The following is a 23,301-nucleotide window of genomic DNA, read 5'->3' as shown; positions in this document are numbered from 1 at the left end:
GCAGGCCACTGTTTTTGTAGCTATTATCGTCCCTCCTAAACCCGCCGCCCAGGCCCGGGCCGTGGCGCTGAGCCACCGCCGCTGTGGCTTGCCATGCCTCGGCCGTTATGCCCCCATAAGCTCTGCGCTGCCCGCGGCGGAAGCGGCAACCGGCACAGTAATTTGCCGTATCGCTGACTGGACAAAAGCTGTGCGTCCGCGTCGGTGAAGCGTCCGGCGCCCGTAGCGAGCGCCCCCAGCCTTGATCTGTCGAGCGAGGCCGCCCTGAGTACGCAGTCGTCGCGACCGCCTGCCCGGCGTTATGATCAAGGCCAGCCCATTGCCGGCTTGCTTTATTGATAAAGGACGCCATCGCGGCGCCCCATGGCGTAGGCGGTCTCCCCTGCCGCCATGCGCAGTCGCGCTTCAATGCGAATCTTATCCATAACGCCTTGGTCGGCGACTTCCGGGTAGAGCGCATAGAAGCGCGCCACGTCGAGCGCGTTCGCCTTGGCCGCCAGCTCCATGCGCTGGCGGTTCTCCCAGCTTACGCCATGCAGCATCAATAAGCGGGGGGCTTGGCGATGCAGATAGCGCCGGCACAGGTCCTGATGCTCGTCATGGTCCCAATCCTCGCGAACCAGGAAGGGCGGGAACTCCTCGCTCTCGTGGTACCTCCGGGTGAACCACTGCGCGCGCGGTTTTGGACCTGCGCGCTCGGCGACGCAGCGTTCTAGTCGGTAATTCACAGGGCCATAGGACCTGCTGCGCTCCGCCTCGCTCGTTTCAACGGGCATCACCGCCGCCGGGAGCGCCGTCCATTCCGTGAGCTTCGGAAACGACGCCATCTCGGAGGCCTCTACACAAGAGAAGATCAACGCCAGCGGGGAGCCGTTCTTGGGCTCAAGCAGCCAGTATTCATAACGGTCGGCGGCCTCGAACGGCAGTCGGGCGTCGAGCAAAAATGTCGCTAAGTCGAGTATTCGCTGGTCCACTTCGCCATCTTCCGTGGAGGGGTTGGCGATCAACTGGGCGAGATCGCGATGCCGGATATGCGCCGCCCGGATGAAGCGACCGCGCTGCGGCGGGCCGTTCGGTTTGCCACCACGACCGTTTGCATAGATGAATTGAAACTCCCACAGGTCCCCATCTGTTGAGAGTGCTCGCGCGCCACCGGATTCAGCGATCTGCACCTGTGCCGAATATGGCTGCAAGAGACGTTGAGAGTGAGCTCTGATCATTTCGGCCCTCGGTCCTCGGCTCAGCCGGCGCGGGTGGTCGGCGAGCGTCGCGCGATTATTCCGTACTGACGCTGTCCGCCGCATCCTCCGCGCCGAGCGCCGCCTTTAGCGCATGCCAGCTCAGCGTTGCGCACTTGACCCGCATCGGGTAGCGGCGCACGCCGGCCAGCGCCGCGAGGCCGCCCAGGGCTTCCGTAGTATCGGCAGCATCGATGACGCCGGTGAGCACGCCGCGCATGGTCTCGAACAGCGCCTCGGCCTCGGCGACGGTGGCGCCCTTGAGGCGCTGAGTGAGCAGCGACGCCGATGCAACAGAAATAGCGCAGCCGCTGCCCTGAAAGCTCAGGTCCGCGATGTGCTCGCCGTCGTCGTCGAGCTTGAGGTACAGCGTCAGGCGGTCACCGCAGAGCGGATTATCCGCTTCAACGGTGCGGTGGGCATCCACCATGGACCGGAAGTTGGCCGGGTGGCGGTTGTGGTCCAGGATGATCTCCTGGTAGAGGTCGTCGAGCTCGTTGCTCATGCGAGCACCCCACGTGCATAGTCGATAGCATCCGCCAGGCGGTCGATCTCGTCGCGGGTGTTGTAGAACGCGAGCGACGCCCTGGTCGTGGCCGGCACGCCGTAGAAGTCCATCAGCGGCATCGCGCAATGGTGGCCGGTGCGTACGGCGACGCCCTTGCGGTCCAGCAGCGTGCCCATGTCATGCGCATGCACGCCGTCCACCAGAAAAGACAGCACGGGTGCCCTGTGCGCGGCGCGGCCGATCAGGCGCAGACCCGGGACAGCGTCCAGGCGCTCCACGGCATAGCGGAGCAGGCTCTGCTCGTGGCGGGCCAGGGCGCCCTGATCGAGGTTGTCGAGATAGTCGATGGCGGCGGCAAGGCCGACGGCGCCGGCGAAGTCCTGGGTGCCGGCCTCGAAGCGCTGCGGCGGGTCGGCGAAGCGCACCCGCTCGAAGGTCACCCGGCGGATCATCTCGCCGCCGCCCTGCCAGGGCGGCAGCGCGGCCAAGTGCGCCTGCCTGCCATAGAGCACGCCGATGCCGGTGGGGCCGAACATCTTGTGGCCGGAGAAGCAATAGAAGTCGCAGTCGAGCGCCTGCACGTCCACACGCTGATGGGCCATGGCCTGGGCGCCGTCCACCAGCACCGGCACGCCATGCTCGTGAGCGATGTGTACGATGTCTGCGATGGGGTTGACGGTACCGAGCACGTTGGACACGTGCGTCAACGCCAACAGCCGGGTCGGGGGCGCGAGCAGGCGCGGCAACCCCGCCAGGTCCAGCTCGCCCGCGTCATTGATGGGCAGCACCGCGATGTCGATGCCGGCGCGCTCGCGCAGCAACTGCCAGGGCACGATGTTGGCGTGGTGCTCCATCTGCGTCAGCACGACGCGGTCGCCCGCGGACCAGCCCTGACCCAAGCCATGGGCGATGAGGTTGATGGCCTCCGTGGTCCCGCGCAGGAACACCACCTCGCTCACGGAGCGGGCATTGATCCAGCCGCGCACGCGCTCGCGGGCGCCCTCGTAGGCCAGCGTCGCGCGCTCCGCCAGCGCGTGCACGGCGCGGTGCACGTTGGCGTTGTCGTGGCGATAGAAATCGGCAATGGACTCGATCACCGCCGTCGGCTTCTGTGCCGTCGCGGCGTTATCCAGGTAGGCCAAGGGCGCGCCGTTGACCTGCTGATTCAGGATCGGAAAGTCCCGGCGGATCGCGTCCAGGTCCCAGGGGCGCGGGCCGGATGGCTCGGGGGCGTCGGCGGCGGCGATCTCGGCGGCTAAGGTCATGAGCTCCTCGCAGGGCATTGCAGAAACCTCGTGCATCGGTCGGAGTTTAGACCCCGCAGCCCGGCCTGCGAAGCGCGCGACGGAACGATCGATGCCCGGACCTCAGGGCCGACCATACGCAGCTTGCGGGCGGGCTGTGCACGGAAGGAGCTGCCAAGCAGGTGCGATGTGAGACATGACCCCCGCTCTCTCGGGCTCCTTGGCGACGCCGACTGACGCAGGCGCGCCGTCCATGCTCGCGATTTCGATAGCGATCCCGATCCCGACGCGCCTCGCCAGGGCCGATGGTCCGCACAGCGGACCCTAAAGCCGCCGAGCTCCTAGCCCGCTCTGCAGACCGCCCGCGCTGGTCGGAGCGACGATGAGCCCGCCGAGCATGAAGGCGCCGAGCCAGAGCGCATCGGGGCGGATCTCGGCGAGCGTCGCATCCTTGCCGGCCTCGCCGCCATATGCGCCAATTACCGCTCGCGCATCAGCGAGCTGGCTGGCCTACGGGCTCTACGCCTTCGAACGCGGCCACCCCGGCGACAGCCTGGCCGGCTTCCAGCTCCAGGGCGCGGAACGGCGCTTCCAGCGCTGGGAAGGCCGCCCGGACCGCCCGCTGGACCTGCGCGGTGCCGATCTCGCGGCGCGACGCTGGACGGCGGCGAATTCACCGACTGCGATCTCAGCGACGCCCGGCTCGACGGCGCGGACCTGTCGCGGTCGGTGCTGGATCGGTGCCGGTTGGATCGGGTGCAGGCGGCGGGGGTGGATTTGACGGGGGCGACGGTGCATGAGTGCTCCGCGATGGAGATTCGGCTTGATGCGCCGCGACTCCATCACACACATTGGCTCGGGCAGTTGCCCCCGATCCTGTCCGAGGAGGTCCAGAACGCCCGCGCCGAGATCGCGGACCGGCTGGCCGACAGCCCAGCCTGGCACCGGAGGTGGAAGCGATGCTCACCGAGATCTGGCGCGGGCACGCCGACAGGCCAACGACGCGCTGCTGGCCGTCGGCGAGCATGTACGGCTGCCGGAGGATTGCCTTACGTCCCGGAGCAGGCGCTGGACGACGGCTTTGTTCCCAGCCGGCCGGCATCGCAGCGGTGAGGACCATGCTCCAGCCCACCCCGGGCCCCCGCTCCCGGCACCCTCAACCCGAGGCTCCGGCGCGTCGCCACCTCGCATGAAACTCGACGCAGGCCCGCTCGAGAGAGGCCGGAGCCCGCTGCCGCAGCGCGCGCTGGTCACACATCTCCATTAGCTTTCCCACCAGATCCGCACAATTACCTGGCCGGTCGAGGTTCGGGTACGCCGTCGTCTCGTTGACATCCTGCCCTGCGAGATAGGTGATCAAGGTCTCGATGTTGCGGGCGGGAATGACGTGGATGATCGCTTCATCGCGCGGACGGTCTGATAGGTCGTGACCTTTGAGCGCCTGCCCAAGGCCCACCGTGCGTGCACCGGTGGATTGCGTGTCCTCGTCGATGATGACAACGAGCGCCCGTCCTTCGATATAGCGCTTGCTGCGCAAAGCCTTGACTTCCTTCGGGTAGGCCTCGCGCACCCATTGCTCGCCGCTGCCTCGCCCCTTCGGCGCCTTCTCGACCCGAACCCCGAACCCCGAACGGCCCGTCGGTGGACCCCCAACAGCTCCAGAAAGCGACGCGCAAAGGTTTCGTGCTGACTGTCCTCGCAGAGCAAGACGACCTGAGTTACCCGACGGCTCATCGCTCCCAGCCCCTCGCGATCGATGTAGATGCGACGAATCATGACGCTGCTCCGGGGGCCTTGGGAGCCACGGATTGTTGCGCGTGGTTCGGGGTCTGACCAATGTCCGCGGGCTCAAGGTGCGGGCACATCCCGAATGCGATCCACTTTCGCGCCCCGTGGCCAGCATCCCGACGCTCGACGACGGGTCAAAGGACGACGGGTCAAAGGACGACGTGTCAAAGCAAGCGCTCGCGGCAAATTTGCCAGATGTCTGGATGCCTATGCCGGAGCTCCGAGATCGGCGCCCGGTGTTGGCCGTTGCCATCGAAACACCATGCCAGAATGCCGTTGTCGTCACGTTCGCGGAGCTGCTCGATCAGCTCATCAGCATCGGGTTCGACCGCCTCGATCGCCGTGACGATGATCCTGACGATGCTGCTGTAACTGCGCTGGTAGATACGAGCAAGCGATTCTCTCCGATGCGAGTGGAGAGTGGAGAGTGGAGCGTCTCTACCGTCTTCTCGCCTTTGGGGCAGAAGGCGTTCCGTTCGAGATCGAACCGAGCTACCACGTTGCCGGTCTCCGGGTCGAAATCCAGGTGCTCCCAGGGAGCATCAACGGTGGGATCGATCAAGAGAGGCTCGCCCATCGCATCGGTTGGGAATTGCTTGCCCTTGAGGCGACCGCACTCTGCGCAGCACAGCAGCATGTTCGTCCAGACGAACAGGCACTCGGGGAAGGGTGTCTTCGGGCGGAAATGTTCGATATCAGTGCCGTGAGAGTCTTCGCAGTACATGCAGCGCTCGGTCCTGCCCGCCATGCGCTTCAGTGTAGCCTCGACGTCGCGAAGGCAGCGCGTTTGACGCGCATTCCTCCAGATGCGCTCGGCATTGAACTGCGCGTCGCGGCGCTGTCAATTTGCAAGAACCTGCTTTCGGCCGAGCCGGAAGCGCACCCCTGCGGGCAGCGGGAGGCGGTAGATCCGACGCATGCCGATCTACAATTCCTCTTCGGTCTCGAACAGCTTCAACTGCTGGTACTTGTCCTGTTCTTGCGGCGACAAGCGAGCACCGGCTCGCCGCTTGCTTCGATACTTCGCGAGCTCAGCCCGCGCATCGACCGCCCGAGGTGAACGCGTGTTCGGCAGACCGAAGGCCGGTGTTAGCAGGATGGTATCAGGTCGTCCCGCGATCACCTTTTGGTAATCCGCATCGCTCAGCGGCTGCGGGAGCTCGGCCGAACCCCGCTCTGGCAGCACAAACAGACCATTCGGGTCCGCCGCCTGGCAGATCAGTGGGCTGTGCGTTGTGACAAGAAATTGAATCATCGGGAAATGCCGCTTCAGCCAGAAGCCGATCTCCCGCTGCCATTCCGGGTGCAGGTGAGCATCAACTTCGTCGATCAATACGACGCCGCTGCGCTTCACGTAGGTGTTGCCTTGCTCATCGGTTCCGGTGAGATCGGCGAAACCGTAAACCTTGATCAAGTGGCGCAGAATATCGGCAAGCAGTGCGAGACTCGCCCGGTAACCGTCGCTCATCTCGTCCCAAGACAGGCGCGTGCCATTGCGGTCCTGCAGCCAAAGGCCGTCCGAGTCAACACCATCGACGGTAATCTCGTTCGGCAGGAGATCGTCGGAAAGAAGGTTCAACAGCAAATCCAACTGGGCGCTCTCTTCCGACTTCCCTTCAAGCTTCTTGTGGTTCAGTGTGCGCAGCCATTCATCGACCTCTTTGAGCGACGCTGCTTCCTGGAACATGGTGACGAAGCGCTCGGACGCGGGCGATACCATCGCGCGTGCTGCCTCGGGGGATGCACCGAATACGCGGCGGAACGGGCCATAACCGCAACTGAACCAACCGCTTGCCTTCGGAGACCAAATGGAACGGCCTGGCGTTGAGTAAGTGCGGGGCGTTCCCTCGGGCTTGACTGCGCGAACTACGACGTCCTCTCCCCCTGGCTCCAGTCCCAATCTCGCCGGGAAGGGGCCGCCGCGTCGTCGGCCTTCGCCTGTCATTCCATCGTCTTCGGGTATCCCTGCAATGTGCAGCTGGATGTAGGCTGGCTCCTTAACGGCGCCGCAGCGTATCCAGCCGCGGAAACTTGGCTGTAACGCGCGTGCGGTGTCGGCTCCCGTCAGGCAAACGGCGATCGTCTTAAGCAACGTGCTCTTGCCGGAGCCGTTGTCGCCAGTGAACACAGTCCAGCCGGCATAGCCACCCCCAGGCCGCTTCAGGTCGAAGTCCAGTTGGCGGAAACCGCGGATGCTCTGGAGCGTAATGTGGTCGATATGCATGAGAGACGGAAGTCGGATCGTTATCGGCTCACGGCAACAGGCTCGCAACCGCAACAGCGCAATCGCGCGCAGCCAGCGGGCTCGCCATGTCGCCGGCGAGCAGCGTGTCGCGTGACCGATAACCGTCGGCGTTGGGCTGTCGGTAGACCTCCAACACCAGATCCCGCAGGTTGATGATCCAGTAGTCCGGCACGCCGTTGCGGGCGTAGACGCGGGCCTTGCGGCTGCGGTCGTAGTCCAGGCTGCTGTCGGCGACCTCGACGATGTGCAGCGCGGTGGTGGGGTGGTGATGGACGTAATCGCGCGGTGATCCGGGGACGACGGCGACGTCCGGCTCGGGCTCGGAGGTGGCGTCGATGGCGAGCGGCTTTTGGGTGCGCAGGTACGCGGCGTCGAAGGGACAGGCCCGGAGCGCCGCCTCTACCAGGTCGCAGGTGCTGGCGTGCAGGCTCTTCTGTGGGCTCATGTCGAGGATCTCGCCGTCGAGCAACTCCAGGCGTGTGCTGGCGGAAAAGCCGCCGGTGTTGACGATGTGCTCGTACTCGGCTCGGGTCCAGCGATGGACGTGGCTCGGGGTTGGGTCTCGGACGGCGTTGGCCATGGCGTTGGTGTCAAGCGTGGGCTCGTCATCTGGTGCGGATCATACATCCGACCTGCGCCGCTCAATGACGGGCCGCGGCTGCATGCGCTGCGGCCGCATCCCGCTCAATGCGCCTCATCCCAGTTATCCCCGACGCCGGTATCGACGATGAGCGGCACGGCCAGCTCGGCGGCGCCTTGCATGATGGTCTGGATGCGCTCGCGGGCGGCATCGACGGCGCCGTCTGCCACCTCGAACACCAGCTCGTCGTGCACCTGCATGATCATGCGCACCGGCGGCTGCTCGGTGCGGAGCCAGTCGTGGACGCGGATCATCGCGCGCTTGATGATGTCCGCCGCGGTGCCCTGCATCGGCGCGTTGATGGCGGTGCGCTCGGCGGCGCTGCGTAGCTGGCCGTTGCTGTGGTTGATGTTGGCGAGGTAAAGCCGGCGGCCGAAGAGGGTCTCGACATAGCGGTCGGCGCGGGCTTGGGCGCGGATACGGTCCATGAACGCGCGCACGCCAGGGTAGCGGGCAAAGTAGAGATCCACGTATTCCTGCGCGACGCCGCGCTCGATGCCGAGCTGGCGCGCGAGGCCGAACGCGGACATGCCGTAGATGAGGCCGAAGTTGATGGCCTTGGCGCTGCGGCGCTGCTCGGTGGTGACGGCGTCGAGCGGCAGGCCGTGGATCTCGGCGGCGGTGGCGCGATGGATGTCTTGGCCCTCGGCGAAGGCGGCGCGCAGGCGCTCGTCGCCGGACAGGTGCGCCATGATGCGAAGCTCGATCTGGCTGTAGTCCGCGGCCAGCATGCGGAACCCCGGCTCCGGCACGAAGGCGCGGCGGATGCGCCGGCCGTCTTCGCTGCGGATGGGGATGTTCTGGAGGTTCGGGTCCGATGACGACAGCCGCCCGGTGGCGGCCACGGCCTGGTGATAGCTCGTGTGCACGCGGCCGGTGGCGGCGTTGATGAGCGCCGGCAGCTTGTCGGTGTACGTTGACCGGAGCTTGGTGAGCCCGCGGTGCTCGACGATGAGCTTCGGCAGCTCGTAGCCGTCGGCGGCGAGTTGCTCCAGCACGGCCTCCGATGTGGACGGCTGGCCCTTCGGCGTCTTGGCCACCACGGGCAGCTTCAGCTCGTCGAAGAAGATGGCGCCGATCTGCTTCGGCGAGCCGAGATTGAACTTGCGCCCGGCGGTGGCGTAGGCGCGCTCTTCCAGCTCTAGGGCGCGGTGCGCGAGGTCCGTGCTCTGCGCGCGCAGCTCGTCGGCGTCGATGCGCACGCCGGTGCGCTCCATGCCGGAGAGCACCGGCACCAGCGGCATCTCGATGTCTCGGTACACGGCGGCCACGGACGGCGTCGCCTCGATCTTCGGCCACAGCGTGCGGTGCAGCCGGAGCGTCACGTCGGCGTCCTCAGCGGCGTAGGGGCCGGCCTGCTCCAGCGGGACCTGATCGAAGGTGAGCTGCTTGGCGCCCTTGCCGGCAATCTCCTCGAAGTGGATCGTGTCGTGGTTCAGGTACTTCTTCGCGAGCGAGTCCATGTCGTGGCGCGTCGCGGTGCTGTCGAGCACATAGCTCTCCAGCATGGTGTCGTGCACGCAGCCGGTGACCGCGATGCCGTGGTTCGCGCAGACGCTGATGTCGTATTTCAGGTTCTGGCCGACCTTGTGGCGCGCCGGGTCTTCCAAGAGCGGCTTTAAGCGCGCAAGCACGGCGTCTCGATCCAGTTGTTCCGGCGCGCCGACATAGCTGTGCGCCAGCGGCACGTAGGCCGCCTCGACGCTGCCGGCGGTGTCGACGGCAAAGGACACGCCGACGATGCGGGCGTTCATGTAGGCCAGATCCGTGGTCTCGGTGTCGAAGGCGAAGAGATCGGCCGCGGCCAGCTTCTCCAGCCAGGCATCGAGGCTGGCCTCATCCAGGATCATCGCGTATTCGGGCGCGGGCTTGGCCGGCGCCGGGTCGTCGCCGCCCGACTCGCCGTTCAGCGAGGCCAATAGCCGCCGCGACTCGATGCGCTCGTACCAGCCGCGGAGCAGGTCCAGGTCCGGCGCACCGGGCACCAGGTCCGTCGGGCCGAAGTCGAGCGCCACATCGGTCTTGATGGTGGTGAGCTGCCGCGACAGCGGCAGTTGTTCCAGCGCCGCGCGCAGGTTCTCGCCGACCTTGCCCTTGACTTGCTCGGCGTTGGCGATGACGCCGTCCAGGCTCCCATAGTCCTGAATCCACTTCGCGGCGGTCTTCGGCCCGCATTTGGGCACGCCCGGGATGTTGTCGATGCTGTCGCCCATCAGCGCCAGGTAGTCGACGATGCGCGCGGGCGGCACGCCGAACTTCGCCTCGACGCCGGCCGGGTCGAGCACCGTGTCGGACATGGTGTTGACCAGCGTGACGTGCTCGCTCACGAGCTGTGCCATGTCCTTGTCGCCGGTGGAGATCAGCGTCGCAAGGCCGGCGTCGGTGGCGCGCTGCGCGAGGGTGCCGATGACGTCGTCGGCCTCGACCTCGGGCACCTCCAAGAGCGGCAGCCCCATGGCGCGGATGATCTCCTTGAGCGGCGCGAGCTGCTCGCGCAGCTCATCCGGCATCGGCGGGCGGTTGGCCTTGTAGTCGGTGTAGAGGCGGTCGCGGAAGGTCGGCCCGGAGGCGTCGAAGACCACGCCGATATAGTCGGGCCGCTGCTCGTCGATGAGCTTGCGCAGCATGTTCAGCACGCCGACGAGGGCGCCGGTGGCCTCGCCGCGGGAGTTGGTCAGCTTCGGCAGCGCGTGATAGGCGCGAAAGAGATAGCCGGAAGCGTCCACGAGGACGAGCGGGTACCGGTCGGGCATCGGACTCTGGGGTCAGGGCGGAAAGCCGCAACGGTAGCATGCACGGCGCCGCGCCGGTGCCCGGGCGCCTGTGACCCAAAGCCGGCGCGCGGGCGGACAGCCCGGCCAGCCGGCGCTCAGGCGCAGGCGGCCTCGAGCAGGCGGCGTGGCGCCGTGGGCGTGGCCAAGGGCGCGGCGCGGATCAGCGCGGGCCCGAGCTCCCGGTAGACCAGCGCAAGCGGTGCCCGGCGCGACAGCGTCAGGATGCGCGTGCCGGGGTTCAGGAACGGATGGAAGCTCTCGAACAAATGGACCTCCGCGCCCGGTGTCAGCAGCCGGCGGACCCGGTCCATGATCGCGGCCGGACACTGCCGCAGCGTGAGCCGGCCGAGCCGGAGCGTCTCGCCGCCGACATCGATGAGGGCGGGCCGGCTCTGCGCCACCGCCAGCCGCCGGGGCTCGCCGCTCGGCGCCGGGGGCGCGGCGTCGGCGAAGAGGCCACCCAAGCACTCGGTGTCGCCACCGCGCAGTTGCGTGCGCACGGACGGATCCAGCACGAGGCCGATCTCGCCGTCGCCCAGCAGCCAGCGCAGGTCGACGCGCGCATCCCGCAGCAGCTCCCACAGGCCAAAAGGCTGCGCCCAGCCGGGGTAGTAGGCGCGGTGGCGGCGCAGCAGTCGGGCGTCTGTCATGGCGATGCTCCGGGATTGGGTGGCCCTGTGCATGTTGGGGGATAGCGCGCTGGATGTCCAGCGTGCGCATAGTGGAATTCCATAATTTCAATAGCGCTTGTCTTCCAGTCCTCCGGAGTGGGGCGCATTCGGTGCCATCGCGCCCGCGGTGGCGCCCGCGTACGACGCGCGGGGGCGGTCAAGCCCCGATCCGTTGCACGGGCATTTGCACCGGACTGCGGCGTGCATCTGCCCGCAGCGCTCGGCCGGGCCTGCCGGGGCAAGCGATCAGGGCGCGGCCAATAGCGGGCAACGTGCGCAGTGTCCGAAAGCAGGTCTGCACCGCGGTGTAACATTCAGAGCGCTCGGGCCATCGTCGGCGTGGCACAGCCGCAGCCGGCGGACCGCGCGTGCGCCGGCCGCCGCGGCTCGGGTCCGCGCATCGCCAATACCCGTTTCGCCGAGATCCTGCTCCGTCACACGCCCCCCATGCTCAGGCTCCTGTCCATGCTGCTGCTCCTGGGGCTCCCCGTGGCCGGCGGTGCTCAGTCCTACGAGTGGCTCGACAACCCGCAGCTCATCATTCTGGGGGCGAGCCTGGACCCGGAGACGAAGGTGCTGCGCATCCGGGGTGAGCACTTCGGCCTCCGACTGCCGACAGTCACGCTCGACAGCATGCCCCTGCCGGTGCGCGAGGCGACGCAGACCTACATCGAGGCGGGGCCGATGCCACCCGGCGTGACGCCCGGCAGTCACATCCTGCGGGTGGTGGCGGGGGACGACCGCTCGCGCTTCGACGCCTTCAGCCTGGAGCTCGGCGAGGGCGCCGCCAAGCCGGCGCCGCCGCCGCCGCCCGAGCCCGTCGGCGGCTTCAACCGGCTCGGCACCCTCGACACCGCGGGCGATGTCGGCTGGTCACCGGCCATCGCCATCGGCGGCGACGGTCTGCCGGTGGTCGCCTACCTGGACTACGGCAACCGCGACCTCAAAGTCGCCCACTGCGCGGACCCGGCCTGCACCAACGTGCGCCAGACGGTAGTGGACGCCGACAGCGATGTCGGCTGGTCCATCGGGCTCGCCATCGGCGCCGACGGGCTGCCCGTCATTGCGTACTTCGACAACGAGCGCGGCGTGCTGAAGGCCGCACGCTGCCGCGACGCCGGCTGCTTCACGGCCGATATCGTAGACGTGGACAGCTCGGGTGACGTCGGCAAGTTCGTGGACATCGCCGTGCCCGAAGACGGCCTACCCATCATCAGCTACTACGACAGCAACCACCGCGACCTGCTCGTCGCGCTGTGCCGCGACCCGGGCTGCAACAGCGCCGTGCTGCGGCCCATCGACACCGCCGGCGACGCCGGCTGGCACAACGCCATTGCGGTGGGTGCCGACGGACTTGCGGTGCTGAGCTATTTCGACGCGAGCCGGCGCGACCTGAAGGTCGCCCGCTGCAGCGACCGGGGCTGCTCTGGGGTCGAGTCCACCGCCGTGGATTTGGGCGGCGTCGGCATGGGCACGGACCTCGTGCTCGATGCCCTGGGCCTGCCCTTTATCGTCTACTGGGACTTCTTCAACGACGACCTCAAGGCCGCACGCTGCCGGGACCCGCTGTGCAACGACGTGACCCTGCAACGCGTGGACGCAGAGGGCTCCGTCGGCGCGAGTCCGGCCGTGGCGCTCGGCGTGGACGGACGCCCGATCATCGCCTACCACGACCACAGCAATAGCGATATCAAGCTCGCGCACTGCCCCGATATGGACTGTGCCGACGCCACCGTGGTGACGCTGGACTCCCAGGGCTCGGTGGGATGGCACATTGATGTGGCCGTGGGCCGCGACGGCCTGCCCGTGGTGGTCTACTACGACGAGACCAACGGCGATCTCAAGGTCGCGCACTGCGCGGATCGCGGCTGTACCCGGGCGCCACCGCCGCCGTCGTATTGAACGGAGACGACCAAGGCACCGTCCAACAACAACTGATACAACCCCATCTCCGACAGTCACGTTCCGCCCGCCGTTCGTCGGGATCGAAATCGAAATCGAAATCCTACCCATAACCGCATTTGTCACCATCGATCGCGATCGCCCAACATCGAGCTCCGCAGCAACGAGTGTACCGGTTATTCTTGAGCGTACGCCCAGGGTGATCCCAGCTCCGCCCGCGCCCTTCGCCACTTTTGGGCGTACAAGGCGCCTTCCCTGAGCCTCGCCATCCGTGATTCCACGCGCGATGGTTAGGAGGTACCCCCTGTTAGTCGTAAACTCACGCACTTAGATTTATTGCGTAGGGTTAATCATGGCGGGACATGGATCCAAGGGCGGCCTCAAGTGGGTGCGCGAGGAGCTCGTCACAAACCTCGCGCGCATCGGCACCCAGGTGCGCAGCGGCGGCGACACGGCCGACGCGGTGACGCTCTTGTTCGAGATGCGCGCCGTGCTGATGGCGCTGCCCTTGCCCGCCGCGTCCATGCTCGCCGAGGAGATGCAGCGCACCTGCGAGCAGATCCTCAAGGATGCGACCGTCGACGCCGAGCAGGCCCGGCAGTCCGTGGCGCTCGCAGTGGTCCAGCTCGATGAGCACCTGCGCCACACCGACGCCGGCGAGCACCAGGACCCGCTGGCCCTGCTCGCCAGCATCAACGACCTGCGTCATTCCCGCGGTGTGCCGCCGATGAGCTCGGCGGAGCTGCTGATTCCGGCCTCCGTGCTCGCGCAGAACGAGCAGGTCGCGTCGGACTCGCTGGCGGCACTGGTGCGCCTGGCGCTGAAGGTGCGCCCGCACTTCCATCGCTACCTCGTGCGCTGGTTCAACGGCGACAACGCCCACGAGGGCCTGCTCGGGCTCTCGCGCCTGTTCAACCACATGCGCCGCTATTTTAAGCAGGGACCGGTGCACGAGCTGTTCCTTGGCGCGGAGGCCGTCGTCGACGGGCTGCTCGACGGCCAGTTGGAGGCGGATGCCCCAACCAAGGCCGTCATCGGGCGCATCGACAAGATCCTCAAGCCGCTCACGGCATCGACGCCGGAATGGCCCGCGGACCTGGCGACGGCGCTGCTCGGAGATCTGCTCGCGCGTATGGCGCAGTTGCCGTCCACATCGCCGGCGGTGCAGGAGCTGGAGCGCATCTTCGGCCGTCGCCTCACCGATGACGAGGAGCCGGACGGCGTCGGCCAGTCCACGGAGCACGACACCGCACCGATGCTGGACGCGCTCCGCCGGGAGCTCGACGCCATCGCCGCGCCGCTGTTGCGCGGCGGCGAGCCGCCGAGCGCCGCTGTGCTGGCCGCGATGCCGCGGCGCCTGGTGCGCCTCGCGGAGTCTCTGTCGGCCCTCGGCCAGGAGGCGACGGCCCAACGCATCCGCCGTTGCGCCGAGGCCATCGAGCTCGACGGCAGCTTGGATTCGCCAGACCCCGGCCGGCTCGGTGATGTGCTGCGCACGCTGCGCCTGGTGGACGGCGAGCTCGCCGCCTGCGCCGAGCTGGCCGCACCGCCGCACACCCCGCCCATCCAGCGCGCCGCGCCACGCGCGCGCGACGCCGCGGCGGAGAGCATGCGCGATGCCCGCAGCGCCTTGGCCGGCGCCCGCAACGCCATCGGCAGCGGGGCGATGAAGCCCGGCCAGAGCGGGCAGCTCGCCGACACCTATCGCACCTTGCAGGCCGTCGCCGGCACGCTGCGCGGCATCGGCGAGGCCGAGCCGGCGCGGCTCCTGGACGCGCTGGCCACGCAGTTGCGCATCCGCTATCTGGACCCGAGCCAGCTCCCCGGCGAGGCCGGCGTCGAGCTCATTGCTCGCGCGCTGGCTGCCGTGGACATTCACCTCGAAGACCGGCTGGAGCGCGACATGACGGACGTGCGCATGATTGCCGAAGCGGACTACGCCATCGAGCGCCTGTCCGGCCTGCTGCGCCCGAACGAGGAGGTGGACGGCGACTCCGAGGCCAGCGACTCGCTGCCCTGGTCCGAGGTGTCGCAGTCGGTGAACCTGGAGTTCCTGAACCTGTTCCTGGACGAGGCGCAGGACGAGCTCGATACCATCCGCATGCAGCACGAGCGCTGGTCCAGGGACCGCCACGACGACGTGGCGCTGTCGATCCTGCGCCGCTCCTTCCAAACGCTGAAGAACAGCGGCAGCCTGGTCGGCGCGCGGCACCTTGCCGACCTGGCCCGCAACACGGCGAGCGTGCTGGAGCACCTGCTGGACCGGGAGCTGCCGGCCGACGTGACGGCGGCGGATTTCCTCGCCGACCTGGTCGCGCTGCTGCCCGAGATCATCGACGCCGAAGCGCAGCGCCGCAAGGCCCCCACCGCGAACCTGGTGCGCACCGCCAAGGCCCTGCTCGCCGCCGCCGCCAACCCGCAGGGCGCCAAGGTGATCCCGCTGCGGCTGCTCAACAGCGGACCACAGGCGGCCCGGCCGGAGATGGCCACGCCGACGGCGCCCGCCCGCGCCCTCGACGCCGACGATAACGCCCCGGGCGACGGCCCCGGCGAGCAGTCCGAGGCCATACCGAAGCCCGCCGCGGCGCCGCCGGCCGAGCCGCCGGCCGAGCCGCCGGCCACGACCGCTGCAATGCTCGCCGACGAGGGCCTCGATGAGCTTCTGGACGGCGAGGGTCTGGTGCAGGTCTTCACCGAGGAGGCGCGGGAGATCATCGATGCCCTCGACGGGCAACTGCGCGCCTGGCCTGCCGCCGGCCCCGGTGCCGACGAGCTCGCGCTGGCCCGGCGCCGCCTGCACACGCTCAAGGGCAGTGCGCGCATGGCGGGGCTCGCGCCGCTGGGCGACCTGAGCCACGCCGCGGAATCCCTGCTCGCCGGCACCGAAAGCCTCGCACCCGCCACCGTCGCGCAGCTCCCGCTATTGCTCCAACGCACGCTGGACGCCCTCTCGGAGCAGCTCGACGCCGCCCGGCAGGGCGCGCCGCTGATGCTCGCCGACACGTTGGTTGCGGAGCTCGCCGCCGCCCGCTCGGATGCAGAGACGACCGGCATCATGGCGCCCGCGGCGCCGGTGCCGGAACCTCTGCAGCCCGCGCCGGCGCCGTCGGCGGCCGCCGATCCCACGCCGGCGCCGTTGCCGGAGGCAACGGACACGGATGCCCCGACTGCACCCCGCGATGATCCGGCGACGCAACTGCGGGTCGGCACCGACTGGCTCGACGCCATCATCAACCGTTCCGGCGAGGTCGGCACCTACCGCGCACGGCTGGTGCAGCAGAACGCGCGCCTGGGCTTTCGGCTCGCGCAGCTCGACGACGGCCTGCGGCGCATCGGCCGGCGCATCGATGCGCTGGTGGAGGCCGGCCCGCCGGCGCTGCCGGCGCCGGTGCCGGTGCCGGAAGACGAGATCGACGAGGTGCTGCCCGGGCTGCGGGAGTCCGCCGCCCTGCTCGCGGAGTCCCGCGCCGTCGCCGCCGCCATCGGCGAGTTACAGCGCGACAACGCCGACCTGCTACGCCAGCAGATGCGCATCGCCGAGTCCCTGCAGGACGACCTGCTCGGCGCCCGCATGCTGCCCTTCGGCCGCATCGAGACGCGCCTTGCACGGCTCGTGCGGCGCACCGCGGAGGACCACGGCAAGCGCGCGCAGCTCGTGCTGCGCGGCGCCGACGTCGCGCTCGACCGCAATGTGCTGGAGCGCTTCGTGCCGGCGCTGGAGCACCTGCTGCGCAACGCCGTCGTGCACGGCATCGAGCCACCGGCGACGCGCGCGGCGCAAGGCAAGCCGCCGGTGGGCCAGGTCAGCATCGGCGTGGCCCGAGAAGGCAACGACGTGCTCATCGACATCGCCGACGACGGCGCCGGCATGGACCCCGAGCGGCTGCGCGAGCGGGCGCTGGCGCAAGGCCTCATCGCGGCGGATGCACAAGTGTCCGAGCGCGAGCTCATGGCGCTGACGCTCAAGCCCGGCTTCTCCACCGCCGCGGCGCTGACGCAGGACGCGGGCCGCGGCGTCGGCCTCGACGTGGTCAGCACCCAGGTGACCTCGCTGAACGGGGAGCTTGCGCTCGCCTCCAAGCCGGGCCGCGGGGCGCGTTTCTCGGTGCGCCTGCCGCTGACCTTGTCCATTGTCGAGGCGCTGTTGGTGAGCGCCGCCGACACGCTGCTCGCCGTGCCGCACGGCACCGCGCTCGCGGTGGCCAGGGTCGAGCGCGAGCGCTTGATCGCCGGCGATGCGCTGGTCACCTATCGCGGCGAGGTCTTCCCGGTGGAGCCCATCGAGCGGGCGCTGAATCCGGGCGCCGTGCCGACGCCGCCGCAGCAGCGCTGGCTGCCGGTGCTGCTGGTGGCGGCCGGTGCGGAGCGGGTCGCGTTTCAGGTGGACCTGCTCCTGGAGAGCCAGCGCGTGGTGGTGAAGCCCCTCGGGCCGCCGCTCGCGGCGCTGCGCTGGCTGTCCGGCGGCACGGTGCTGCCGGACGGGCGCGTGGCGCTGCTCGCGGACCTGCCGGCGCTGCTGCGCGCGCTACGCCAGCCGCAGGCCGCCAGCCCCGCGGACACGCGGCCCAGGGTGCTGGTGGTGGACGACTCCGAGACCGTGCGCCGCGTCGCGCAGCGCCTGCTGGCGCGCGAGAACATGGCCGTGACCACCGCCCGCGACGGCATCGAGGCGCAGGTGATGCTGCGCAGCCGCCAGCCGGACCTGTTGCTCGTGGACCTCGACATGCCGCGCATGAACGGCCTCGAGCTCACCCGCTGGGTGCGCGACAGCGACGACCTGCGCCGTTTGCCCATCATCATGATTACCTCCATGGCCGCCGATCCGCAGCGCGCGGAGGCCCTAGCGGCGGGCGTGGACCGCTTCGTCGCCAAGCCCTTCGCCGAGGACGAGCTCATGGCGCAGATCGAGTCCCTGCTGCTCTTTACCGGCAACGCCTGAGCCATGGGCGGGCACGCAAGCGTGCGCCTGCCGGTGCCGATGCAGGCACTGACCTGGGACGATGGCGGGCGGCGCTGGCTCCTGCCCGCCGCGCTGGTGCTAGAGGTGGTGCGCTGCGCGGCGCCGACGCCCGTGGCGCTGGCGCCGGCCGCGCCGCCGGCGCTGCTGACCGCGCTGCTCGGCAGCGTGCATTGGCACGGGCGCAATGTGCCGCTGTTGTGGCTCGGCGCCGACGCCGCCACGGCGCCGCCCGCGGCGCCACACGGCCGGGAGCCCACGGCCGCGACGCGCATGCGCGCGGTGATCTGCCCGCTGCTCGATGCGCGCATCGGCATCGAAGCGGTCGCGTTCGCGGCCAACGGCGTCCCGTCGATGCTGCTGCTGCGCGATGGCGAGCCGCAGCCGGAGCCATCCGCCGGCGAGCCCTTCACGGCGGCAGGGCTGCGGCTCGGCAACCTGCGCTGCGCGGTGCCGGACCTCGACGCCGTCGGCCGCGCGCTGATCGAGCTCGCGCCGGCATTGACTTGAGCGCGCCCGAGAGGGCCAAGGGCCGAGGGCCGAGGCAGCCCTCCTCGGCCCTCGGCCCTCGGCCCTCGGCCCTTCGTCTACGCCATCAGTTGCGAAAGTCCCCCCACAGGGTTTGCAGCGCCGCCAGCGCGGCGAGCGGGGCGGTCTCGGTGCGCATGACCCTTGGCCCGAGGCGCACGGCGACGAAGCCATGCTGCAACGCCAGCTCGCGCTCCGGCGGCGCCAGTCCGCCCTCCGGGCCGACCAGCAGCGTGACCCGGGCCGTGGGCGGCGCGGGGAGCGCCGGCAGCGCCTGTGCCGCCGCGTGGTGCAGCAGCAAGCCGGTGTGCTCCGGCGCGCCGGGGGCCTCCAGCCAGGGCGCCAGGCGCTGGGGTGCCGCCAGGCTCGGCAGCCGGCGCCGGCCGCTCTGCTCGCAGGCGGCGATGACAATGCCCTGCCAGTGGCGCAGCCGCTTGTCGCGGCGTTCCTCGGCGAGCTTCACGACGCTGCGTTCCGTGAACAGCGGCACCAGGGCCGTGGCGCCCAGCTCGACGGCCTTCTGCAGCACCAGGTCCATGCGCTCCCCCTTCGAGATGCCGATGGCGAGGGTCACGGCCAGCGTCGGCGCGGGCTCCGGCGGGCCGGCCTGCGCGATCTCGGCGACGGCGCCGCGCCCGTCGGCGGCGACCAGGCGGGCGTCGTAGTCGTGCCCGTCCCCGTTGAACAACAGGAGCTGGTCACCGGCGGCGAGCCGCAGCACCTGCGCCACATGGCGGCTCGGGCCGGCCTCCAGCTCAACCCGAGCGCCCGGGGCCAGCGGCTGCGGGGTGTAGATGCGATCGCGGCGCATGGCGGTGTCGGGCAGTCGGCCGACCGTTCAGCCGCAGCGGGTCGGCCCGGTTCCGCGTACCGCGGCGAACAGCAGGAGCCCCCAGCTCGCGGCCAGCGCAAGGCCGCCGAAGGGCGTGATGGCGCCGAGCGCCGGGGTGTCCGTCAGCACCAGCAGGAACAGGCTGCCGCTGAACAGCGCGGCACCACCGGCCATGATCCAACCCGCGATGCGCGCCGGCGGGCCGAGACGCTCCACGCCCAAGAGCGCGATCACCAGCAGCGTCGTCGCATGCCAGCCGAGGTAATGCGCGCCGGTCTCCCAGACCGTCAGGCGCTCGGCACTCACCTGGCCTTCGAGCCCGTGCGCGCCGAAGGCACCGAGCAGCACGGCGGCGAGCCCAAAGGTGGTTGCAATGGCGAAGAGAGTGCGGTGCATCAGGCGAAACCGGAGTGGGACAAGAAGCCTGGCATCTTGAACCTCTCCCGCGGCGCGTTCAAACGCTCAGCCGGGCGCCGTCGCCTCCGCGCCATCGCGCAGCAGGCTCAGCATTGCCCCCAGAGCGGTGGCGGTGCGCTCGGGGCTTTGCGTCAGCGCGGCGTCAAGGCGCCGGAGCGCGGCATCAAGGGCGAAGAGCCAGGGCGCCTTCTGCATCAGCTCCGCATCGCCGCCGGCCGGCAGCACGGGCTCCGTGGCCGCCGCCGCGTAGGCGCTCACGAGCAGCCCGAGCATGTCGCGCCGCCAGCGGGTGATGGGCTCGCCAAGGCGCCCGCCTAGGTCCGGATGCTCCGTGTCCATGGCTTCGGCGACCTCGGCGACGGTCTCGTGGCAGGCGGCGAGCAGGCGGCCCAGGTCCGACAGCGGCGGCAGCTTCCGCCGCCGCGGCGCGGGCGGCCGGTCGGCGGGGCCGCCGGCGCCGATGAAGACGACGTCTTCCCCGGCAACGAGCACACGCTCCAGGCGCAGGTCGCCATGCACGCGGCAGCGCACCGGGCCGAGTCCGGCGGCGCTCCAGGCGTCGAGGAGCCCGTCGATACGCTGCTGCTCCACGAGCAGCGCGTCGGCGAGGCTGCGCTCGCGCTCGGCCATGGTCTGCTGCCGCGCCTCCAGCCGTCCGAGCACGTCGGCAACGGCGGCGCGCAGCCGCTGCCGGAAGGCGCCGGCGTCGGCGGCGGCGTGGCGCTCCGGGCGGAAGGCAGGGTTGCCATCGGGCACGGCGAGCGCGCCATGCATCTCGGCGAGCCGGGTGCCGGCGCGGGCGATGAGGCCCTCGAAGCTGATCTGGCCCGGGTCTTCGCGCCAACTGTCATCGCCGCGGGCGCAGAAGTGCTCGTCGCAGAGGCGGCGCAGCAGGGTCTGGATGCGGCCGGCGAGGTCGCCCTGATTCGGCACGAACTGCTCCAGGAGCGCGAGGGTACAACCCGGCCCTGTCGGCTCGGCATGGTCGACGTGGCCGGCGAGCGCCGGCACCCCGGCGAAGCGCGCGACCTCGGTGAGGTGGCGGCCGATCTCGACGAGCGGCTCCACCCGGGCCGCCGATGCCTCGGTCGCGGGCTCGGGCTCGGTCTCGGTCTCGGTCTCGGTCTCGGTCTCGGTCTCGACCACGCAGTGGAGCGTCTTCAACAGCAGCCGGTCGCCGAGCACGGCGCCGTTGTCGGCGTCCTCGATCAGCATCTGCACCGGCGCGTCCAGTCCCTCCGCGGCCAGCTCGGCGAAGGCGCCGGTGGGGCGCAGATGCAGCGCGCCGGCACCGAGGGGCAGCGTCGCACCGGCGCCGATGTCGCGCACCAGCGCCTGCACGAAGCCCGCGTCCGCAAAGGCCTCGTACAGGTACCCCGGCGTGGCGTGGCGGCGCACCTGCGCGAGTGTCGTCGCCGCGGAGGGCACCGTCGGCAGCTCGGCATCGCCCTGCTGCCATTGGATGGCGAGCGGCAGAAACAGCCGCTCGGCCGGGCCGACGCCGCTGGCCTGGGTCAGGCGCAGCAGCAGCAGCAGGCGGTCGCGCCAGGGCTCGGCCGCCTCCACGCGCAGCTCCGCCGGCAGCGCGCAGTGCCGGGTACGGCAGCGGCGCGGGCCGAGGTAGCTCGGCAGCACCCGCTCCGCGAGCAGGGCCAGTGCGCGGTAGGCGGTGCGCGGGCGCTCGGCGCGCTCCGGCAGGAGACTCTGCCAGCCCTCCGGCAGCACCAAGGTCAACAGTCGCGGCGGCGTCACGCGCTCGTCGTGCCAGGCAGGCGCGTCAGCGTCCTGCGATAGCAGGAACCAGTAGAAGCCGTGCCCCGGCAGCGTCAGCAGGTAAGGCAGCTCGCCGATGGGCGGGAACGGCGTCTGTCCCAGCAGCTCAATGGGCACGCGCCCGGCGAGGTGCGACAGGTCAAGCTCCACGGGCTCCGCACCGCGGCCCAGATTCGCAACGCAGAGCACCACGTCGTCCGGCTCGACGGCGCGGTCGGCGTCTTCGGCGCCGCCCGGATCGAGCGTAGTGCCGCCGGGGGCGCGGGCGACGGGTGCGGCGTGGTCCGCGACGTCCGCCGGGCGGCGGTAACGGCGCACGTAGGCGAGGATCTTGCGGTTGCCGGGATGCAGCAGCTCGATGACGCCGCGACCGAACACCTTCTGCGATTTGCGCACCTCGATCACCCGGCGCATCCAGTTCAGCAGCGACGACGGCGTTCGGCTCTGCGCCTCCACGTTGACGGACTGGTAGCCGTAGATCGGGTCCATGACGGGCGGCAGGTACAGCCGCTCCGGGTCCGCGCGGGAGAAACCGGCGTTGCGGTCCGGCGACCACTGCATGGGCGTGCGCACGGCGTTGCGATCGCCCAGATAGATGTTGTCGCCCATGCCCAGCTCGTCGCCGTAGTACAGGATCGGCGAGCCGGGCATGGACAGCAGCAGGCTCACCATGAGCCGGATCTTGGCCGGGTCGTTGCCGAGCAGCGGCGCCAGGCGCCGGCGGATGCCGACGTTGACCCGCATGCGCGGGTCCGCCGCGTAGGTCCGGTACATGTAGTCGCGCTCGCGGTCGCTGACCATCTCCAGCGTCAGCTCGTCGTGGTTGCGCAGAAAGATGGCCCACTGGCAGTTGGGCGGGATCTCCGGCGTCTGCTCCATGATCTCGACGATGGGGTGGCGCTCTTCCTGGGCGAGGGCCATGTACATGCGCGGCATCAGCGGGAAGTGATAGGCCATGTGGCACTCGTCGCCATCGCCGAAATAGTCGCGCACGTCCTCCGGCCACTGGTTGGCCTCAGCGAGGAACACCCGGTTCTCGTAGTGCGCGTCCACGACCCGGCGCATCTCCTTGATGACGGCATGCGTCTCCGGCAGGTTCTCGTTGTTGGTGCCCTCGCGCACGCACAGATACGGGATGGCATCGAGCCTGAGCCCATCCACACCCATATCCAGCCAGAAGCGCATGACGCGGGTCATCGCGCGCACCACGCTCGGGTTGTTGTGGTTCAGGTCCGGCTGGTGGGAGAAGAACCGGTGCCAGTAGTACTGGCCCGCCACCGGGTCCCAGGTCCAGTTGGACGACTCGGTGTCGGTGAAGATGATGCGCGTCTCGGCGAAGCGCTTGTCGTCGTCGCTCCAGACGTAGAAATTGCGCTTGGGCGAGCCCTGCGGCGCCCGCCGCGCGGCCTGAAACCACGGATGCTGGTCCGAGGTGTGGTTGATAATCAGCTCGACGATGACGCGAATGCCGCGCCGGTGCGCGGCGCTGACGAAGCGGCGGAAGTCTCGCCGGGTGCCGTAGGGCGGGTAGACGTTGCGGTAGTCCGAGATGTCGTAGCCGTCGTCGCGCATCGGCGACGGGAAGAACGGCAGCACCCAGATGCAGTTGACGCCCAGCTCGCGGACGTAGTCGAGCTTTGCAGTCAGACCGCGAAAGTCGCCGGAACCGTCGCCGTCGGTGTCGAAGAAGGCCTTAACGTGCGTCTGGTAGATGATCGCGTCCTTGTACCAAAGCGGGTCGGAGGCCGGGGTGGTCGGCGCTGTGCCGGGTTGACTCATTGGAC

The 23,301-nt window shown here is 69.5% G+C and carries 16 protein-coding genes; 4 read left to right on the top strand and 12 right to left on the bottom strand.

Translation table 11 applies throughout. The features are described 5' to 3' along the window. Positions 1 to 332: 332 nt before the first annotated feature. The 3 genes from ML01_RS19295 to ML01_RS19285 all read right to left on the bottom strand — a co-directional run bounded on the left by ML01_RS19295 (position 333) and on the right by ML01_RS19285 (position 3,011). Entirely contained in the window at positions 333 to 1,172 is an 840-nt protein-coding gene (locus tag ML01_RS19295) for a hypothetical protein (RefSeq protein ID WP_162268066.1), read from the bottom strand. A gap of 103 nt (positions 1,173 to 1,275) precedes the next feature. Next, positions 1,276 to 1,743 (bottom strand): Fe-S cluster assembly sulfur transfer protein SufU, encoded by a 468-nt coding sequence (sufU, locus tag ML01_RS19290; protein ID WP_058557027.1) that lies wholly within the window; start codon positions 1,741 to 1,743, stop codon positions 1,276 to 1,278. Further along, positions 1,740 to 3,011 carry an aminotransferase class V-fold PLP-dependent enzyme gene (locus ML01_RS19285; RefSeq protein ID WP_058557047.1) on the bottom strand — a complete coding sequence of 424 codons (1,272 nt, stop codon included), beginning with the start codon at positions 3,009 to 3,011 and terminating at the stop codon, positions 1,740 to 1,742. The genes sufU and ML01_RS19285 overlap by 4 nt, the downstream gene beginning before the upstream one ends. A 330-nt stretch (positions 3,012 to 3,341) precedes the next feature. Here ML01_RS19285 and ML01_RS31450 point away from each other — a divergent pair, with 330 nt between their 5' ends. Continuing rightward, the gene (locus tag ML01_RS31450) at positions 3,342 to 4,103 is read left to right on the top strand and encodes a pentapeptide repeat-containing protein (protein WP_082674452.1); all 762 of its coding nucleotides are present in this window, start codon (positions 3,342 to 3,344) and stop codon (positions 4,101 to 4,103) included. Between the two features lie 43 nt (positions 4,104 to 4,146). On the opposite strand, the gene ML01_RS19280 is transcribed toward ML01_RS31450, so the two are convergent. From ML01_RS19280 to ML01_RS19260, 6 genes are all read right to left on the bottom strand, one after another. Then, positions 4,147 to 4,560: a hypothetical protein gene (locus tag ML01_RS19280; protein WP_058557026.1), complete on the bottom strand. Its 414-nt coding sequence runs from the start codon at positions 4,558 to 4,560 to the stop codon at positions 4,147 to 4,149. Between the two features lie 522 nt (positions 4,561 to 5,082). Then, complete coding sequence (locus ML01_RS29050; RefSeq protein WP_156427859.1) at positions 5,083 to 5,502, bottom strand: hypothetical protein; 420 nt, start codon at positions 5,500 to 5,502, stop codon at positions 5,083 to 5,085. Between the two features lie 201 nt (positions 5,503 to 5,703). After that, complete coding sequence (locus ML01_RS19275; RefSeq protein WP_058557025.1) at positions 5,704 to 7,002, bottom strand: AAA family ATPase; 1,299 nt, start codon at positions 7,000 to 7,002, stop codon at positions 5,704 to 5,706. A gap of 28 nt (positions 7,003 to 7,030) precedes the next feature. Beyond that, the gene (locus ML01_RS19270) at positions 7,031 to 7,603 is read right to left on the bottom strand and encodes a Uma2 family endonuclease (protein WP_058557024.1); all 573 of its coding nucleotides are present in this window, start codon (positions 7,601 to 7,603) and stop codon (positions 7,031 to 7,033) included. A gap of 104 nt (positions 7,604 to 7,707) precedes the next feature. After that, positions 7,708 to 10,416 carry a DNA polymerase I gene (gene polA / locus ML01_RS19265; RefSeq protein WP_058557023.1) on the bottom strand — a complete coding sequence of 903 codons (2,709 nt, stop codon included), beginning with the start codon at positions 10,414 to 10,416 and terminating at the stop codon, positions 7,708 to 7,710. A gap of 116 nt (positions 10,417 to 10,532) precedes the next feature. Continuing rightward, positions 10,533 to 11,087 (bottom strand): hypothetical protein, encoded by a 555-nt coding sequence (locus ML01_RS19260; RefSeq protein ID WP_058557022.1) that lies wholly within the window; start codon positions 11,085 to 11,087, stop codon positions 10,533 to 10,535. A gap of 360 nt (positions 11,088 to 11,447) precedes the next feature. Between ML01_RS19260 and ML01_RS19255 the strand changes: the two genes are divergently transcribed. The 3 genes from ML01_RS19255 (at position 11,448) to ML01_RS19245 (ending at position 18,477) form a co-directional block, all read left to right on the top strand. Further along, positions 11,448 to 13,010 (top strand): hypothetical protein, encoded by a 1,563-nt coding sequence (locus tag ML01_RS19255; protein ID WP_058557021.1) that lies wholly within the window; start codon positions 11,448 to 11,450, stop codon positions 13,008 to 13,010. Between the two features lie 352 nt (positions 13,011 to 13,362). Beyond that, positions 13,363 to 17,949 carry a response regulator gene (locus ML01_RS19250; RefSeq protein WP_058557020.1) on the top strand — a complete coding sequence of 1,529 codons (4,587 nt, stop codon included), beginning with the start codon at positions 13,363 to 13,365 and terminating at the stop codon, positions 17,947 to 17,949. A 3-nt stretch (positions 17,950 to 17,952) separates the two neighbouring features. Further along, positions 17,953 to 18,477, top strand: a complete 525-nt coding sequence (locus ML01_RS19245) for a hypothetical protein (RefSeq protein ID WP_058557019.1) — start codon at positions 17,953 to 17,955, stop codon at positions 18,475 to 18,477. A gap of 85 nt (positions 18,478 to 18,562) precedes the next feature. On the opposite strand, the gene ML01_RS19240 is transcribed toward ML01_RS19245, so the two are convergent. The 3 genes from ML01_RS19240 to treS form a co-directional block, all read right to left on the bottom strand. Beyond that, positions 18,563 to 19,306 (bottom strand): 16S rRNA (uracil(1498)-N(3))-methyltransferase, encoded by a 744-nt coding sequence (locus ML01_RS19240; protein WP_058557018.1) that lies wholly within the window; start codon positions 19,304 to 19,306, stop codon positions 18,563 to 18,565. 27 nt (positions 19,307 to 19,333) lie between these two features. Continuing rightward, positions 19,334 to 19,723 (bottom strand): DUF423 domain-containing protein, encoded by a 390-nt coding sequence (locus tag ML01_RS19235; RefSeq protein ID WP_058557017.1) that lies wholly within the window; start codon positions 19,721 to 19,723, stop codon positions 19,334 to 19,336. A 66-nt stretch (positions 19,724 to 19,789) separates the two neighbouring features. Beyond that, entirely contained in the window at positions 19,790 to 23,296 is a 3,507-nt protein-coding gene (gene treS, locus ML01_RS19230) for a maltose alpha-D-glucosyltransferase (RefSeq protein ID WP_058557016.1), read from the bottom strand. Positions 23,297 to 23,301: the final 5 nt, after the last annotated feature.

The sequence above is a fragment of the Thiohalocapsa sp. ML1 genome (assembly GCF_001469165.1).
GTDB lineage: Bacteria > Pseudomonadota > Gammaproteobacteria > Chromatiales > Chromatiaceae > Thiohalocapsa.
Note: the sequence above shows the minus strand (reverse complement) of the source record. Positions and strands in the feature narration are given on the sequence as shown.

Coding starts and splice junctions, on each gene's coding strand:
- sufU (WP_058557027.1), bottom strand. CDS start 1,743: ATGAGCAACGAGCTCGACGACCTCTACCAGGAGATCATCCTGGACCAC.
- ML01_RS19285 (WP_058557047.1), bottom strand. CDS start 3,011: ATGACCTTAGCCGCCGAGATCGCCGCCGCCGACGCCCCCGAGCCATCC.
- ML01_RS29050 (WP_156427859.1), bottom strand. CDS start 5,502: ATGTACTGCGAAGACTCTCACGGCACTGATATCGAACATTTCCGCCCG.
- ML01_RS19275 (WP_058557025.1), bottom strand. CDS start 7,002: ATGCATATCGACCACATTACGCTCCAGAGCATCCGCGGTTTCCGCCAA.
- ML01_RS19270 (WP_058557024.1), bottom strand. CDS start 7,603: ATGGCCAACGCCGTCCGAGACCCAACCCCGAGCCACGTCCATCGCTGG.
- polA (WP_058557023.1), bottom strand. CDS start 10,416: ATGCCCGACCGGTACCCGCTCGTCCTCGTGGACGCTTCCGGCTATCTC.
- ML01_RS19260 (WP_058557022.1), bottom strand. CDS start 11,087: ATGACAGACGCCCGACTGCTGCGCCGCCACCGCGCCTACTACCCCGGC.
- ML01_RS19250 (WP_058557020.1), top strand. CDS start 13,363: ATGGCGGGACATGGATCCAAGGGCGGCCTCAAGTGGGTGCGCGAGGAG.
- ML01_RS19245 (WP_058557019.1), top strand. CDS start 17,953: ATGGGCGGGCACGCAAGCGTGCGCCTGCCGGTGCCGATGCAGGCACTG.
- ML01_RS19240 (WP_058557018.1), bottom strand. CDS start 19,306: ATGCGCCGCGATCGCATCTACACCCCGCAGCCGCTGGCCCCGGGCGCT.
- ML01_RS19235 (WP_058557017.1), bottom strand. CDS start 19,723: ATGCACCGCACTCTCTTCGCCATTGCAACCACCTTTGGGCTCGCCGCC.
- treS (WP_058557016.1), bottom strand. CDS start 23,296: ATGAGTCAACCCGGCACAGCGCCGACCACCCCGGCCTCCGACCCGCTT.